The 15,836-nt window shown below is 71.7% G+C and carries 12 protein-coding genes; 6 read left to right on the top strand and 6 right to left on the bottom strand.

What is annotated here, in order from left to right:
* The first annotated feature begins 33 nt into the window (after window positions 1–33).
* From ACSSS0_RS08340 to ACSSS0_RS08325, 4 genes are all read left to right on the top strand, one after another.
* Complete coding sequence (locus tag ACSSS0_RS08340; RefSeq protein WP_487230745.1) at window positions 34–3,447, top strand: DEAD/DEAH box helicase; 3,414 nt, start codon at window positions 34–36, stop codon at window positions 3,445–3,447.
* A gap of 119 nt (window positions 3,448–3,566) precedes the next feature.
* Window positions 3,567–4,013: an aromatic ring-opening dioxygenase LigA gene (locus ACSSS0_RS08335; RefSeq protein WP_487230744.1), complete on the top strand. Its 447-nt coding sequence runs from the start codon at window positions 3,567–3,569 to the stop codon at window positions 4,011–4,013.
* Complete coding sequence (locus ACSSS0_RS08330; RefSeq protein WP_487230743.1) at window positions 4,010–4,480, top strand: heme-degrading domain-containing protein; 471 nt, start codon at window positions 4,010–4,012, stop codon at window positions 4,478–4,480. The genes ACSSS0_RS08335 and ACSSS0_RS08330 overlap by 4 nt, the downstream gene beginning before the upstream one ends.
* Before the next feature lie 152 nt (window positions 4,481–4,632).
* Window positions 4,633–5,253, top strand: coding sequence for a superoxide dismutase (locus ACSSS0_RS08325; RefSeq protein ID WP_487230742.1), 621 nt, complete (start codon window positions 4,633–4,635; stop codon window positions 5,251–5,253).
* A 65-nt stretch (window positions 5,254–5,318) separates the two neighbouring features.
* Here the strand turns inward: ACSSS0_RS08325 and ACSSS0_RS08320 are convergent, their stop codons facing one another.
* Genes ACSSS0_RS08320 through ACSSS0_RS08295 form a run of 6 tightly spaced genes read right to left on the bottom strand, consistent with a single transcriptional unit; the run spans window position 5,319 to window position 13,211 of the window.
* Window positions 5,319–6,749 (bottom strand): pyridoxal phosphate-dependent decarboxylase family protein, encoded by a 1,431-nt coding sequence (locus ACSSS0_RS08320; protein ID WP_487230741.1) that lies wholly within the window; start codon window positions 6,747–6,749, stop codon window positions 5,319–5,321.
* 4 nt (window positions 6,750–6,753) lie between these two features.
* The gene (locus ACSSS0_RS08315) at window positions 6,754–8,100 is read right to left on the bottom strand and encodes an MFS transporter (protein WP_487230740.1); all 1,347 of its coding nucleotides are present in this window, start codon (window positions 8,098–8,100) and stop codon (window positions 6,754–6,756) included.
* Window positions 8,101–8,126: 26 nt separating this feature from the next.
* Complete coding sequence (gene galK / locus ACSSS0_RS08310) at window positions 8,127–9,311, bottom strand: galactokinase (protein WP_487230739.1); 1,185 nt, start codon at window positions 9,309–9,311, stop codon at window positions 8,127–8,129.
* Entirely contained in the window at window positions 9,308–10,435 is a 1,128-nt protein-coding gene (gene galT / locus ACSSS0_RS08305) for a galactose-1-phosphate uridylyltransferase (protein WP_487230738.1), read from the bottom strand. Before galT ends, galK begins: the two co-directional genes overlap by 4 nt.
* Window positions 10,435–11,211, bottom strand: coding sequence for a DeoR/GlpR family DNA-binding transcription regulator (locus tag ACSSS0_RS08300; protein ID WP_435984477.1), 777 nt, complete (start codon window positions 11,209–11,211; stop codon window positions 10,435–10,437). Before ACSSS0_RS08300 ends, galT begins: the two co-directional genes overlap by 1 nt.
* Before the next feature lie 2 nt (window positions 11,212–11,213).
* Window positions 11,214–13,211: a beta-galactosidase gene (locus tag ACSSS0_RS08295; RefSeq protein WP_487230737.1), complete on the bottom strand. Its 1,998-nt coding sequence runs from the start codon at window positions 13,209–13,211 to the stop codon at window positions 11,214–11,216.
* A 362-nt stretch (window positions 13,212–13,573) separates the two neighbouring features.
* On the opposite strand from ACSSS0_RS08295, the gene ACSSS0_RS08290 reads away from it, so the two are divergent.
* Together ACSSS0_RS08290 and ACSSS0_RS08285 are read left to right on the top strand one after the other, a co-directional pair.
* Window positions 13,574–14,926 (top strand): ABC transporter substrate-binding protein, encoded by a 1,353-nt coding sequence (locus tag ACSSS0_RS08290; RefSeq protein ID WP_435984479.1) that lies wholly within the window; start codon window positions 13,574–13,576, stop codon window positions 14,924–14,926.
* Window positions 14,927–14,942: 16 nt separating this feature from the next.
* The gene (locus ACSSS0_RS08285; RefSeq protein ID WP_435984480.1) at window positions 14,943–15,836 is read left to right on the top strand and encodes a carbohydrate ABC transporter permease; all 894 of its coding nucleotides are present in this window, start codon (window positions 14,943–14,945) and stop codon (window positions 15,834–15,836) included.

Here is a 15,836-nt window from a genome sequence, read left to right as displayed (position 1 = left end):
GGCGGTGTCGGCGGGCGAACGTACAGTGCTCAGGTGGTGTGGAGCGTGGGGCGGGCGACGTGGGTGGGTGACGTCACGGACCCCGACATCGCCCAGCAGGTCGGCTCGCGCACCTTCGAGCGCGGGCAGGCGTATGCCGCCGAGCGCCGGGTGCGCTCGCTCGCCACGCGCCCCGACGGGCTCATGCTGCTCGGCACGATCGAGGGCAGCGGCCACGAGACCTACCAGACCTTCATCGAGGCCCGGCCGCACCCGAAGGGGCGCTCGCACCTGTGGAGCGGCACGTGCAGCTGCCCGGTGCGCAGCGACTGCAAGCACGTCGTGGCGCTCATGCTCACGGCCCGCGACGTCGCCCAGGGCAGGGTCGTCGAGCCGCGACCGGCGGGCGAGGGCGAGGGCTCCGTCGAGCCGGCCGCGGCCGAGCCGGCGCCGCTCGTCGTGCCGCCGCACTGGTCCGACGTCTTCGGTCACGTCCGGCCGCGCGCGGTCGAGCCGTCCCCGGTCGCCGAGCGCCCCGAGCCGCGCGGCGACCTCATGCCGGCCGGCCTCTTCGTCGACACCGTCTACCGCGACCAGCGTGGGCGGCGCGGGGTGCCCGAGCTCAGCTACGGCCTGCGCCCGACCCGCTGGACCCGCGCCGGGACGTGGCACCGCACGCTGTCGTGGCACGACGCGCTGCCGCAGTGGCGCGCCGGCATCCGCTTCCTGCCGGAGCACGAGCGGATCATGGGGCGCCTGCACGACGTCGCCCGGCACGGCTCGGGCGGCACGACCTACTTCTCCGCGACCCCGCCGCTCTCGCTCGACGCGAGCCCCGAGGTCTGGCCGCTCCTGCGCGAAGCCCGCGCGGCCGGCATCGAGCTGCTGCCGGGCGAGGGCGTCACCGGCCCGGTCCACGTCGCCGACGACGCGGCCACGCTCGTGCTCCTCGTGAAGCGCGCCCCCGACGGCAGCGGGGACCTCGACCTCGACGTCGACATCGAGGGGATGCCTGCCGCGACGACCGGCGAGCGGCTCTACCTCGGTGACCCGGTGCACGCCGTCGCCGTCGAGGGTGACGACGACTCGCTGACCTTCGTGCCCCTCGACCAGGACCTCGACCTCGGCCCCGAGGCCCTCACCTCGGCGCTCGCCGGCCTGCGCGTGCCCGCCGACGAGCGGGGCCGCTTCCTGCGCTCCGTCGTCCCGGGCCTGCGCCAACGGCTGCGGGTCCGCTCCGAGGTGCCCCTGCCGGCGCCCGATCTGCCGCAGGACGTCCCGGCCGAGGTCGTCACGGTCCACGTCCGGGTCGTCAGCGACGTGCCGGGCGAGCTGCGCCTCGACCTGAGCCACGCCTACGACGGCACCCCGCGACCCTTCACGACGGCGCGCTTCGGCACCGTCGGTGGGCGCGACCGGGACGCCGAGTCCGCCGCGGTCCAGGCCGCGACGTCGCTGCGCTCGGTGCCCGGCGCCCTGCGTGCCGACCTCGGCGGTCACGCCTACCTCGTGCCGCGCGTCGTCCTCACGGGGATGGCGGCCGCGCGCTTCGTCGTCGACACGCTGCCCCTGCTCGAGGCCGACGAGCACGTCACCGTCGAGGTCGACGGCGACGTCCCGGCCTACGAGGAGGTGACCTCGGCTCCCGTCGTCCGGCTGGGCACCGGCGAGCGGCGTGAGCAGGCGGAGCCCGGCGACTGGTTCGACCTCCGGGTCTCGGTCGAGGTCGACGGCGAGGACGTGCCCTTCGAGCCGCTCTTCGGCGCGCTCGCCCGAGGCGACGAGATCATGCTGCTCGACTCCGGTGCGTTCTTCCGCCTCGACCGGCCCGAGCTGCACCGGCTGCGCGACCTCATCGAGGAGGCCCGCGACATCGCCGACCCCGAGACCGGCGGACTGCGGCTCAGCGCCCACCACGCCGACCTCTGGGACGAGCTCGTCGCGCTCGGCGTCGTCGACGAGCAGAGCGCCCGCTGGGCGGCCAACGTCGAGGCGCTCGGCTCCCTCGAGTCCGGGCCGCTCGCCGAGGTGCCACCCGACCTCCGGGCCACCCTGCGTCCCTACCAGCTCGACGGCTACCGCTGGCTCGCGCGCCTCTGGGACGCCCGCATCGGCGGCATCCTCGCCGACGACATGGGTCTCGGCAAGACGCTCCAGGTCATCGCGGCCCTCGTGCGCGCGCACGACCGCGGCGAGCTCGGTGACACGGGTCCCGAGGCGCGGGGTCCGGTGCTCGTCGTGGCGCCGACGAGCGTCGTCGGCACGTGGATGGGCGAGCTCGAGACCTTCGCCCCGCACCTCGCGGCGGTCGCCGTCACGGCCACCGAGCGCAAGCGCGGGGTGACCCTCGCCGACACCGTCGCGGGCGCCGAGGTCATCATCACGTCGTATGCCGTCCTGCGCCTCGACGACGCGGCCTTCCACGGCGTGCGGTGGGGTGGGGTCGTGCTCGACGAGGCCCAGTTCGTCAAGAACCGCCAGGCCAAGACCCACGTCGCCGTGCGCCGGCTCGGGGCGCCGTTCACCGTCGCCGTCACGGGCACGCCGCTCGAGAACTCCCTCATGGACCTCTGGTCGCTGCTCTCCCTGACCGCCCCCGGGCTCTACCCGCGACCCGACGTCTTCACGAAGAGCTACCGCAAGCCCATCGAGTCCGGCGAGCGCCCGGAGCTGCTCGACCTGCTGCGCCGCCGCATCCGGCCCCTGATGCTGCGCCGCACCAAGGAACAGGTCGCGATCGACCTGCCGCCCAAGCAGATCCAGGTCATGGCCCTCGACCCGCACCCGGTCCACCGGCACATCTACGACCAGCACCTCCAGCGCGAGCGGCAGCGCGTCCTCGGCCTGCTCGACGACCCCGAGTCCAACCGGGTCGCGATCCTCGCCGCGTTGACCCGCCTGCGCCAGCTCGCCCTCGACCCCGTCCTCGTCGACGAGGTCCACGCCGGCAAAGCCACCGCGGCCAAGATCGAGTTCCTCGTCGACCAGCTGCGTGAGCTCGCCGCCGAAGGCCACCGCGCGCTCGTCTTCAGCCAGTTCACCGGCTTCCTGCGCCTCGTCGAGGCGGCGCTGACGCGCGCGGGGCTCGCGACGGCATACCTCGACGGGTCGACGACCGACCGGCAGGCGGTCGTCCGCGGGTTCCGCGAGGGCGACGCCGTCGCCTTCCTCATCAGCCTCAAGGCCGGCGGTTTCGGGCTCACCCTGACCGAGGCCGACTACGTCTACGTGCTCGACCCGTGGTGGAACCCCGCCGCAGAGGCGCAGGCGATCGACCGCGCGCACCGCATCGGGCAGAGCCGTCCCGTCACGGTCTACCGGCTCGTCTCGGCCGGCACCATCGAGGAGAAGGTCGTCGCGCTGCAGGAGAGCAAGCGCGACCTCTTCCAGCGCGTCGTCGACGAGGGCGGCTCGCTCTCGGGAGCCATCACGGCCGACGACGTGCGCGACCTGCTCGGACTCGCTTGAGTCGAGACCTGATTCGCATCCGGCCCCGTGTCCCGTGGTGAGGCCCTAGCGTGGAGGTGAGCCGCTCGGTCGGGCGGCGCGTGCACGGCTCGAGACAACTCACCCCCTCGGAGGTCCGCATGAGCACCGTCAGCACCAGCACCCCCGCCACCGCCGATCGACTCCGCTCGGTCTCCGTCATCGGGACCATCGTCGTCGTCTTCGGCATCATCATGATCCTGGCCGGCGGATTCACCTGGTACCAGGTGCAGTCCCAGCTCGCCGGCGAGAAGATCACGGTCTCGGAAGATGCCTCCATGTTCGCCGGGCAGCCGGTGAACTCGCCGTGGACGGCCTACTCGGAGGCCACCACCATCGAGAAGCACGCCCTCGCGGCGAGCGGCGGCAAGACGTACGCCGAGCTGCCCAAGGACGACCCGAACCGTCAGGTCGTCATGACCGGATCGTTCCTGCGTGCCTCGCTCTTCACGTCCGTCGTGGCCTTCGGCGTCGCCTTCATGGCCTTCGGCATCGGCATCGTCCTCGTCCTGGTCGGCATCGCGTTCCGGCGGGTGGCGCGCGCGTGAGCGAGCACCCGGTGCTCGACGAGCTGGCCGCCCAGGAGGCGCGGCTCGTCTTCGACCGCTTCGACGCCGACACGGCGTGGGCGCTGGGCCTCGCCCTGCGCGACGCGGCGCGGGCCGCTGGGTCTCCGGTGGCGATCTCGATCCGTCGCAACGGGCAGCGCCTCTTCCACGCGGCGCTGCCCGGGGCCACGGCCGACAACGACGGGTGGCTCGAGCGCAAGAGCGCCGTGGTCGACCGCTACGGCCACTCCTCCCTCTACGTCGGCGAGGAGTTCCGCGCTGCCGGCAAGACGTTCGAGGACAGCTCGCGTCTCGACCCGGGAGCGTATGCCGCCCACGGCGGCGCCTTCCCGGTCATCGTCCGCGACGTCGGGTGCGTCGGCACCATCGCCGTCTCGGGCCTGCCGCAGCGCGAGGACCACCGGCTCGTCGTCGAGACGCTCGAGGCGTTCCTCTCGCCAGGGTGACCCTGCCGGTTTGACCTCAAGTCGCGTTGAAGTCGGAGGGTGGGGCAAGTGGGTACGTCACCCACGACCCGTGCTCACGGACACCCTGTCGACGCCGTTCCGGTGCGGCATAGAGTGGTCGGAGCCGGATGGTCTCCAGAAAGGAACGACAAGTGGCTTACACGCTTCCCGAGCTCGACTACGACTACGCCGCCCTCGAGCCCCACATCAGCGCTCGCATCATGGAGCTGCACCACAGCAAGCACCACAAGGCCTACGTCGACGGCGCCAACGCCGCCGTCGCCAAGCTGGAGGAGCTGCGCGAGTCGGGCGACTACGCCGCGGTGAACGGTGTCGAGAAGAACCTCGCCTTCCACCTCGGTGGTCACACCAACCACTCCGTGTTCTGGAAGAACATGAGCCCCGACGGTGGTGGCCAGCCGGAGGGTGAGGTCGCCGCGGCGATCACCGAGTACTTCGGCGGCTTCGAGAAGTTCCAGGCGCACTTCAACGCCAACGCCAACGCGATCCAGGGCTCCGGCTGGTCGATCCTCGCGTGGGACACGCTGGCCGAGCGGCCGCACATCATGCAGCTGTTCGACCAGCAGGGCAACATCCCCGTGGGCCAGATCCCGCTGCTCCAGCTCGACATGTGGGAGCACGCCTTCTACCTGCAGTACGAGAACGTCAAGGCCGACTACGTCAAGGCCTGGTGGAACGTCGTCAACTGGGAGGACGTCTCCGCTCGTCTCGAGCGCGCCAAGGCCACCAAGGGACTCATCATCCCCGGCTGAGCGACACCGACACGACAAGGGGCGGGCACCGCAGGGTGCCCGCCCCTTCGTGTGCCCGCACGACCTCAGGTCGGGCGGGCGAGGCGGTCGACGACGCCGAGGAGCAGCACCTCGCGCAGCGCCGGCGGCAGGGCGTCGAGCAGGGCGTTGACCGGAGCCATCCGCTCGGGCAGGACGAGTCCGCCGTCGCCGCCGGCCAGCCCGGCGGCGGCGAGCAGTCCGGTGAACGTCGCCTCGTCGAGAGTGGTCGGGTCGATCGCCGAGGCCATCGCGACGAGCTCGGCCGGGGCCGTGGCCGGTCCCGAGGCGCGGGCCGCCGCCGTCGCGTCGGCGAGGTCGGCGGCGATGAGGTCGGACGAGGCAGCCGTCGCCGCGCTGAAGGTGAGATGCAGGGTCGCCGGCAGGTCGCGGAAGCGCATCTGCGGCTGGACGAACCACCCGCGCTCGAGCATCTCGTCGCTGATGGTGAAGACGTCGCACGAGTCGTCGGCGACGAGGGAGAGCAGCGTCGAGTCCGGGGGAGCGGCCACCGACAGACCGGGTATGCCGTCCACCGCGGCTGCGAGGTCGAGCGCTGCCGTGCGCGCGTCGCGGGCGAGCGACGTGTAGCGGTCGGCGCCGATGTGGTGCACGACGGCCCAGGCCGCGGCCACCGGGCCGCCCGACTTCGTCGACTGCGCCGTCGTGTTGAGCATCGTGTAGCCGGGCCAGCGGGCCGAGGCGAACAGGTGCGTGCGGCGCAGGTCGGCCGAGGCGTGGAGCAGCACCGACACGCCCTTGGGCGTGTAGGCGTACTTGTGCAGGTCGAGCGACAGGCTCGTCACGTCGGGGACGGCGAAGGTCCACGGCGGCTGCTCCGGCTCGGAGTCGCGCAGGTGGGGCAGGACCCAGCCGCCGATGCACGCGTCGACGTGGCAGCGCACCCCGGCGGCTGCTGCCGCGGCGGCGACCGGACCGACGGGGTCGATGACGCCGTGGGCGTAGGACGGTGCGGACGCGACGACGAGGACGGTCCGTTCGTCGATGGCGGCGGCCATCGCCTGGGGATCAGCGCGCTTCGTCACGGGGTCGACGTCGACGAGGACGGGCTCGACCCGCAGCCAGTGCGCGGCCTTGTGGAAGGCCGCGTGGGCCGTCGTCGGGAGGATCATCCGTGGGGCCGTGATGTCGGGCCGTGCGTCCCGGGCGGCCAGGACCGCCAGCAGGATCGACTCGGTGCCGCCCGAGGTGACGACACCGGCGAACCCCGCTGGGGCGTCGACAAGCCGGCCCGCGATGCCGACGAGGTCGTTCTCCATCTGGAGCAGGGACGGGAAGGCCGTGGGGTCGAGCCCGTTCGTCGACGCGAACGCGGCGAGGGCCTCCCGGCCGATGGCATCGGCCGACGCCAGGCCGGAGTCGTAGACGTAGGCGAGGGTGCGGCCCCCGTGCGTCGGCAGGTCGCGGGCGCGCATCGCCGTCAGCGCCTCACGGATCTCGTCGTGGTCCATCGTCATGACCTCAGCAGCTCCTTCGGGCAGTCGACGCAGGGGGCGGGGAGAGCGGGAAGGCGCGCAGCGAGAGGAACGAGAGCGCGACGAGGGCGGCCGGCACGAGGGAGAAGCCCAGGGCGATCGCGGTCAGGGCCGAGTCCGACTGCGGCACGGTCGATCCCGTCGAGGACACGTAGCCACCGAGAGCCAGCACCACGGCATACGCGGCCGGTCCGAGGGCGAGGCCCAACGTCTCTCCCGCAGTCCACACGCCGGTGTAGAGGCCGACGCGCGTGCGCGCCTCGTCGGTGCGGCTCGCCACGTCGGCGAGCATCGCGAGCGGGAACATCTGGGCGCCCGCGTAGCCCACGCCGACGACGGCCACGCACGCGTAGACGACGCCCTCGGGCAGCGAGCGCAGCAGGACGAGGACGAGCGCGCCGCCACCGAGCAGGAGCGAGGCGACGACGTAGCCGACCTTCTTGTCCCGGGCCGTCCCGAAGCGCTGCCACAGAGGGGTCACGACGAGCGCCGGGGCGACGAAGCAGACGAAGAGCAGCGTCGCCGACAGCGGCGTCCCGATGATCCAGCGGGCGACGTAGTCGACGCCCGCGAGCATCGCGCCCGTCGCGAGTGCCTGAAGCACGAAGGTGGTCAGCAGGAGACGGAACGGCCTGTCGGAGCGGATGATCCGCAGCTGGTCACCGAAGGTGGCACTCGTCGCCACGCCCGTGCGGACCGGAGCCGCCCGGGTGCCCCGCCACGCGCCGTAGGCCCCGAGGGCGATGAGGGTGGCGACGAAGAAGCCGACGACGCGGTAGCCCCAGACGGGCCCGAAGGCGTCCCGGATGGCCGGCGACGCCCCACCACTGACGAGGATCGCGAGGGCGAGGATCGCGACCCGCCACGTCATGAGCCGGGTGCGCTCGTCGTAGTCATCGGTGATCTCGGCCGGCATCGCGACGTAGGGCACCTGGAAGAAGCTGTATGCCGTCGCGCAGGCGAGGTAGACCACGGCCACCCAGCCGGCCGCGAGCCACTGCGGCGCGGTCGGTCCGAGGAAGAGGAGGGCGAAGGCCGCCGCGAGGAGCAGACCGGCGCGGATGAGGAACGGCCGCCGCCGCCCGTCCGGGTGCGTCGACCGGTCGCTGATGCGCCCGGCGACCGGGTTGAGCACGACGTCCCACGCCTTGGGCGCGAAGACGATGACGCCGGCAGCGGCAGCCGGCACACCGAGCCGGTCGGTGAGGTAGGGCAGCAGGAGCAGACCGGGCACCGTGCCGAAGGACCCCGTGGCGACCGACCCGAGGCCGTAGCCCCGACGCACGGCGGCCGGCAGGGTCGGGCTGGGGGCGGGCGGCGTCGCCGAGGTCATGGACGCACCCTAGTGAGTGCGCGGCCTCAGCGGTCGCGGTCGGCGGGACCCGACGCGGTCACCGTGAACGACACGGGGGGCGTGAACCCCTCGGCCTCGAAGGCGACCGCGATCGCCGCGGCCACGGCATCGGCGTCCGCGGCTCGGACGATCGCGATGCACGAGCCGCCGAAACCGCCGCCGGTCATCCGCGCGCCCAGGGCGCCGTGCGAGCGGGCATTTGCCGTCGCGACGTCGAGCTCCTCGCACGACACCTCGTAGTCGTCGCGCAGCGAGGCGTGCGAGAGGTCGAAGAGGCGGCCGACCTCGTCGAGGTCGCCCGCCTCGAGAGCCGTGACCGCGAGCGTCACGCGCTCGATCTCGGTGACGACGTGGCGCACGCGGCGTCGTACCTCGTCGGAGCCGAGCCGACCGAGCGCGTCGTCGAGCCCGGCCGGACCGATCTCGCGGAGCGTCTCGACGCCGAGGTCGCGCGCTGCGGCCTCGCACGCGTCGCGTCGGGCGGCGTACTGCCCGTCGACGAGCGCGTGCTCGGCCCTGGTGTCCGTGACGAGCAGGACGTAGCCCGAGGCGTCGAGGTCGAAGGGCACCTGCCGCGTCTCACCGGACCGGCAGTCGAGCAGCAGGGCTGCGGCGTCGTCGCAGAGCAGCGAGGCCGACTGGTCCATGCCGCCGGTGGGTGCGCCGGCGATCTCGTTCTCGGCCTCGACGCAGCGCGCGGCCAGCCGGGCCCGTCCCTCGGTCGAGGCGAGCAGGTCGAGGTCGAAGAGGTCGCTCGCGGCCGCGGCCAGGGCGCACTCGAGGGCGGCCGAGCTCGAGAGGCCGGCACCGAACGGCACGGTGGAGTCGACGACGACGTCGAGCCCGTCGACGGGCAGGCCGTCGCGGCGCAGGGCCCAGAGGACGCCCGCGACGTAGGAGCCCCAGCCGCCGGGCTGCTCGGGGGAGATGTCGTCGAGGGCGACCTCGACGACGCCGTCCTGCTGGGCCGACACCATCCGGAGGACGCCGTCGTCGCGTCGGGACACGGCGGCATACGTCCGCTGCGGCAGGGCGATCGGGAGGCACAGACCACCGTTGTAGTCGGTGTGCTCGCCGATGAGGTTGACCCTCCCGGGCGCCGACCACACGCCCGTCGGGGCGCTGCCGAAGGTGCGCGCGAAGACGTCAGACACCGAGGCGACGACCTCGTCGCGGGTGCGCTCGCTCACGGGGCGACCTCGCGCAGGCGGGCGGCAGCCCTCTCCGGGGCCACGTCGTTGACCCAGCCGCCGACACCCGACTCGGACCCGGCGAGGAACTTGAGGCGGCCGGGGCCGCGCAGGACCGACATGAGCTGCAGGTGCAGCCGCGAGACGTGGCGCCCGGTCTTGGCCGGGGCCTGCTGCCACGCCGCGATGTAGGGCAGCTTGACGGGCGACCCGTCCGCGTCGACGTAGTAGCGGTCGAGGCGCCCGAGCAGGTCGCGGTAGACGACGGCCAGCTCGTCGCGCTCGTCGTCGTCGAGGGCGACGAGGTCGGGCACGTCGCGGTGCGGGGCGAGGTGCACCTCGACCGGCCAGCGCGCCGCGAAGGGGACGTATGCCGTCCAGTGCGTCCCCGACACGACCACCCTGGAGCCGTCGGCCCGCTCGGCGGCGAGGATGTCGGCGCCCAGGAGCCGGCCGGTGCGCTCGTGGTGGCGGCGGGCCGCCTCGAGCAGGGCCTTGGTGCGGTCGGGCAGGTAGGGGTAGGCGTAGATCTGGCCGTGCGGGTGCGGGAGCGTCACGCCGATCTCGCGGCCGCGGTTCTCGAAGGCGAAGACGTGCTCGACCTCGGGCAGGGCTCCGAGGGCCTCGGTGCGCTGGGCCCACGTGTCGATGACGGTGCGCACCCGGTCGACGGGCAGGTCCTTGAAGGACGACTCGTGGTTGCTCGTGAAGCACACGACCTCGCAGCGGCCGACGGCCGGACGGGTGCCGAAGATCCCGCTCGGGTCGGGGGCGTCGGCACCGACGGAGGTGACGGCATACGACGGGAAGCGGTTCTCGAAGACGACGACCTGGTAGTCGCTCTCGGGGATCTCCGACGGCACCGAGCCGTGGCCGGCCGGGCACAGCGGGCACTCGTCCTTGGGCGGCATGAAGGTGCGGTGCTGGCGGTGGGCGGCGACGGCGACCCAGTCGTCGACGAGGGCGTCGTGGCGCAGCTCGCCCGACTCCACCCGCGGCTCGACGGGCCTCGGGTCCTCCGCCGTGCGCTCGGCCGTGCCGGGCTCGTCGACGTAGATGATCTCGCGCCCGTCGGCGAGGTGTCTCGTCGTGAAACGCGCAGCGGTCCGGCTGTCGGTGGGCATCAGGCCTCCACGATCTCGAGGGAGCCGACGCTCTCGCGCGCGGCCTCGCGGGCCCGCTCGGGGAAGGCGTCGTCGGTGACGAACAGGTCGACGTCGGCGAGGTCGGCGAAGGTGCTGAGACCCACCGTGCCCCACTTCGACGAGTCGGCGAGGAGGCACACGTGACGCGCCGACGCGACGAGCGCGCGGTTCGTCTCGGACTCCACGAGGTTGGGCGTCGTGAGCCCGGTGCGGCCGTCGACGCCGTGGGCGCCGAGGAAGAGCAGGTCGACGTGGAGGGCGCGCAGGGCCGACACGGCGACCGGGCCGACGAGGGCGTCGGACGGGGTGCGCACGCCGCCGGTCAGCACGACCGTCTGGCCGGGTGCACCCGACTCGTGGAGCAGCTGCGCGACGGGGACCGAGTTGGTGACGACGGTCAGCTGCGGGATGTCCTTGACGGCGCGCGCCAGCTCGTAGGTCGTCGTGCCGGCGGAGATGCCGATGGCGCTGCCGACCTCGACGCGCTGCGCAGCGGCCCGGGCGATGGCCTGCTTCTGGGCGAGCTGGAGCAGCGACTTCGCCGAGAAGCCCGGCTCCTCGCTGCTCCGGGTGCCACCGAGCGCCAGGGCGCCGCCGTGCACGCGCTCGAGCAGCCCGTCGGTCGAGAGGCGCTCGATGTCACGGCGGATCGTCATGTCGGAGACGCCGAGTCTCTCGACGAGGTCCGACACCTTGACGGCCCCGGACTCCTCGACGAGCTCGAGGATGACGGAGCGCCGCTGGCTGGCGAGCATCGTCAGTCCTCCCTGAGCACGGCCACGCCACCGGGGGCGAGGTGGACGCTGCCGTCGACAGGGGCGTCCGCGACGAGGTCGTACCCAGTTGCGGCGATGGTGTGCTCGGCGTCGGTGTGGTTGAGCAGGAAGAGCCACGAGGTGTCGCCGTCGCTGCGGCGGGTCGTCTCGACGCCGCGGGGCAGGCCTGCCACGGTCGGCTCGACGCCGGCTGCGGACAGGACGTCGTCGAGGAGGGCGCCGAGGGTGGCGTCGTCGGGGAGCGTGCTGACGTACCAGGCGGATCCCGCGCTGCCCGTGCCCGCCCGCCGCGTGACCGCGGGTCGGCCGGTGAGGGGCCCGGCGGCATACGTCGTCAGCACGTCGGTGCCGGCGAGGGCGGTCACGTCCTCGCTCCACCACGTGCCCGTGCCGTCGGCGAGCGCGACCGTCTCCTCGGGGCCGAGCGGGAAGAACTCCTCGACGCGCACGCCGAGCAGGTCGCGGAAGGCGCCCGGGTAGCCGCCGAGGCGCACGTGGTCGTTCTCGTCGCTGATGCCCGAGAAGTACGTGACGAGCACCTGCGCGCCGGCCTCGGCCGCCGCGGCGACGGCTGCCGCGTGCTCGTCGGTGACGAGGTAGAGCTGGGGAACGACGACGAGGGCGTATGCCGTGAGGTCGGCCGACGGGTGCACGACGTCCGCCGTGACCCCGCGGTCGTGCAGCGCCCGGTGGATCGCCTGCGCGGCGGTCAGCGCGTCGAGCTCGGAGCTCGGCATGCACGGGCCCTCCGCAGCCCAGATCGCCTGGTAGTCGTGGAGGATCGCGACCCGCGACTCGACGCGGCTGCCGACGAGCTCCCCGAGACGACCCGCGATGCGGCCGAGCTCCTCGACCTCGCGGAAGCGGGCACTGTCGGGGCCGGCGTGCGGCACGAGGGCGCTGTGGAACTTCTCCGAGCCGGCCCGCGACTGGCGCCACTGGAACCAGCCGATGGTGTCCGCGCCGCGGGCCACGTGGGCCAGGGCGTCACGGATCGTCTGGCCGAAGTCCTTGGCGTGGTTGGTCGGCTGCCAGTTGACCGCGCTCGTCGAGTGCTCCATGAGCATCCACGGCGCGCCGCCCGCGAGGCCGCGCGTGAGGTCGCCGCTGTAGGCGAGCTCGGCGCGCGGGTGCTCGAGCGCGTCGACGATGTAGTGGTCGGTGCTGACGACGTCGACCGTCGGGGTCCACTGGGAGTAGTCGAGGTGGCGGAAGTGGTCGAGCGTCATGAAGTTCGTCGTCACGGGGACGCCCGGCGAGAGCTCGTCGAGCACGGCGCGTTCGGCGCGCATGTGGTCGAGGAGTGCGTCCGAGCTGAAGCGCTTGTAGTCGAGCACGTGCGTCGGGTTGTTGAACGTCGTCGACCGGCGCGGCGGCAGGATCTGGTCCCAGTCGGTGTAGCGCTGGCTCCAGAAGGCCGTGCCCCACGCGTCGTTGAGCGCCTCGAGGCCGGCGTAGCGCCGCTGGAGCCAGGTGCGGAAGTGGCGCGCGCACTCGTCGCAGTAGCAGGGCAGGTTGTGGCAGGCGTACTCGTTGGAGACGTGCCACATCGCCACCGCGGGGTGCTCGTGGTAGCGCGTCGCCAGCTGCCGGGTGAGCGCGACGGCGTACTCGCGGAAGACGGGCGACGTCGGGCACCAGGTCTGCCGGCTCCCCGGCCAGAGTGTGTGGCCGTCGACGTCGACCGGGAGGATCTCCGGGTGCGCGGCCGAGAGCCACGGCGGCGGGGTCGCGGTCGCGGTCGCGAGGTCGACGGCGATGCCGCCGGCGTGCAGCTTGTCCAGGATCGTGTCGAGCCACTCGAACTCGTACTCGCCCTTGGCCGGCTCGAGCCAGCTCCACGAGAAGATCCCGAGGCTGACGAACGACACGTTGGCGCGCCGCATCAGCTCGATGTCCTCGTCCCAGACGGGGCGGGGCCACTGCTCGGGGTTGTAGTCGCCACCGAGTGCCAGGGTCTTCGTCGGCCATGAGCGCATGGGACACAGGGTGTCGCTTCGCTCGCCGCGATGTCAACATTTTCAAACACATCGGACGTGTCCGTGTCCGGATGTCGTCCGGTGGTCTCGACGGGTGGGACGCCGGACGCGGCGGCTCCCCGGGCCGCCCGACGAGGGCGTCATGCGGCGGCGAATCCCTTTACAACGGTGTAAAAGCCGAGGTCAGGGCCGCAAGAAGGTCTCGGTTCGGTCGCAGCCGGCCATGGGTCTGGACGAATCCCTTGACAGAGCCACCGGGCGCCGACATCCTCTGTTTGTTGTTGAAGGTTTCTGGTGGCAGATGTTCGACTCTGTCGCCTCCTGTCGACAACGAACCCGGCACAGCGTCAAAGGAGACCGCAATGACCCGCCCCTCGAGCGAGGCCGAGTACCTGGCCCGCATGGTTCCCCCCTCCGTCCGCGGCGTCGACCGTCGGACCCTGCTGCGCGGCGCCCTCGGCGTCGGCACCCTGCTCGGAGCGGGCGGCCTCGCCGCGTGCAGCTCGGGCAGCACCGGCAGCACCGGCGTCCCGACGGGGGCCGTCACCGGCACCGTCACCGTCGGCTCCAACCAGTCGGACGCCGTGCCGAAGGCCGCCGTCCAGTCCTACATGGACGCCTTCGCCAAGGCGAACCCCGGCACGACGGTCAAGATCAACACCGTCGACCACAACTCCTTCCAGGAGAACATCAACAACTACCTGCAGGGCTCGCCCGACGACGTCTTCACGTGGTTCGCCGGCTACCGCATGCAGTTCTTCGCGGAGAAGGGCCTCGTCGGCGACATCTCCGACGTGTGGAAGAACATCACCGGCATGTCCGACGCCCTCAAGAAGGCCTCGACCGCCGCCGACGGCAAGCAGTACTTCGTGCCGATCACCAACTACCCGTGGGCGGTCTTCTACCGCAAGAGCCTCTTCCAGGAGAAGGGCTACGAGGTCCCCAAGACCCTCGACGACCTCAACGCCCTCGGCGCCCAGATGAAGAAGGACGGCCTGGCCCCGATCGCCTTCGGCGACAAGGACGGCTGGCCCGCCATGGGCACGTTCGACCAGATCAACCTGCGCGTCAACGGCTACGACTTCCACGTCAGCCTCATGGCCGGCAAGGAGTCCTGGACCGACCCGAAGGTCAAGAAGGTCTTCGACACCTGGGCCGGCATCCTCCCCCTCCACCAGGCCGACTCCCTCGGTCGCACGTGGCAGGAGGCCGCGCAGTCGCTCCAGCAGAAGAAGTCCGGCATGTACGTCCTCGGCTCCTTCCTCGCCCAGCAGTTCACCAAGGGCGCCGAGCAGGACGACCTCGACTTCTTCACCTTCCCGGAGATCGACTCGACGATCGGCACCGACGCCATCGAGGCCCCGATCGACGGCTACATGATGAGCGCCAAGCCGAAGAACGAGGGCGGTGCCAAGAAGCTGCTCCAGTACATCTCCCAGCCCGAGGCGCAGCTGCTCGCCCTCAAGGCCGACCCGAGCGTCATCGCCACCAACCAGACGGCCGACACGAGCGGCTACACGGCCCTGCAGAAGAAGTCGCTGGAGTACGTGAAGTCGGCCAAGTCGATCGCGCAGTTCATGGACCGCGACACCCGCCCCGACTTCGCGTCGACGGTGATGATCCCGGCGATCCAGAGCTTCATCAAGAACCCGAAGGACATCGACGGTCTCCTCACCAGCATCGAGGCCCAGAAGAAGAGCATCTTCGGTTCCTGAGGGGAGGCGAGCCGCCATGGCGAGCAAGCGCAAGTACAGAGGTATCGACCAGCTGTCGACACGCGACAAGGTCGTCGTGTCGCTCATGGTCGTCGTGCCGACCCTCATCGTCCTGTGGCTCGTCTGGCTGCCGGCGATCGGCTCGGTCCTGCTCTCCTTCACGAACTGGGACGGGATCGGGCCGCTCTCCGGCATCAAGTCGGTGGGGCTGCAGAACTACCGGGACATCGCGACGATCTACCCGCCGTTCTGGCCGGCCATCCAGCACAACCTGATCTGGCTCGCCGTGATGTTCCTCGTCGCGACCCCGCTCGGCATGCTCTTCGCCGTGCTCGTCGACCGGGGCGTGGCGGGCACGCGGTTCTACCAGACGAGCATCTACCTGCCGGTCGTGCTGTCCCTGGCCCTCATCGGCTTCATCTGGCAGCTGATCTACTCGCGCGACCAGGGTCTGATCAACGCCATCACGGGTGGCACGACCGACTGGTACGGCGACCCGAACGTCAACCTGTGGGCCGCGCTCGTGGCCGCGAGCTGGCGCCACGCGGGCTACATCATGCTGCTCTACCTGGCCGGCCTCAAGGGTGTCGACCCGTCGCTGCGCGAGGCGGCCAAGATCGACGGTGCCAGCGAGTCGCAGACGTTCTTCAAGGTCGTCTTCCCGGTGATGCGGCCGATCAACATCATCGTCCTCGTCGTCACCTTCATCGAGTCGCTGCGTGCCTTCGACCTCGTGTGGGTCATCAACAAGGGCCGCAACGGGCTCGAGCTGATCTCGACCCTCGTGACCCAGAACGTCGTCGGCGAGGCGAGCCGCATCGGCTTCGGGTCGGCGCTCGCGACGATCATGCTGCTCATCTCGAGCGTGCTCGTCTTCATCTACCTGCGCATCGCCATGAAGGAGGACTGA

The sequence above is a fragment of the Terrabacter sp. R4-6 genome (assembly GCF_057529065.1).
This window is presented reverse-complemented; position numbering and strand designations above follow the sequence as displayed.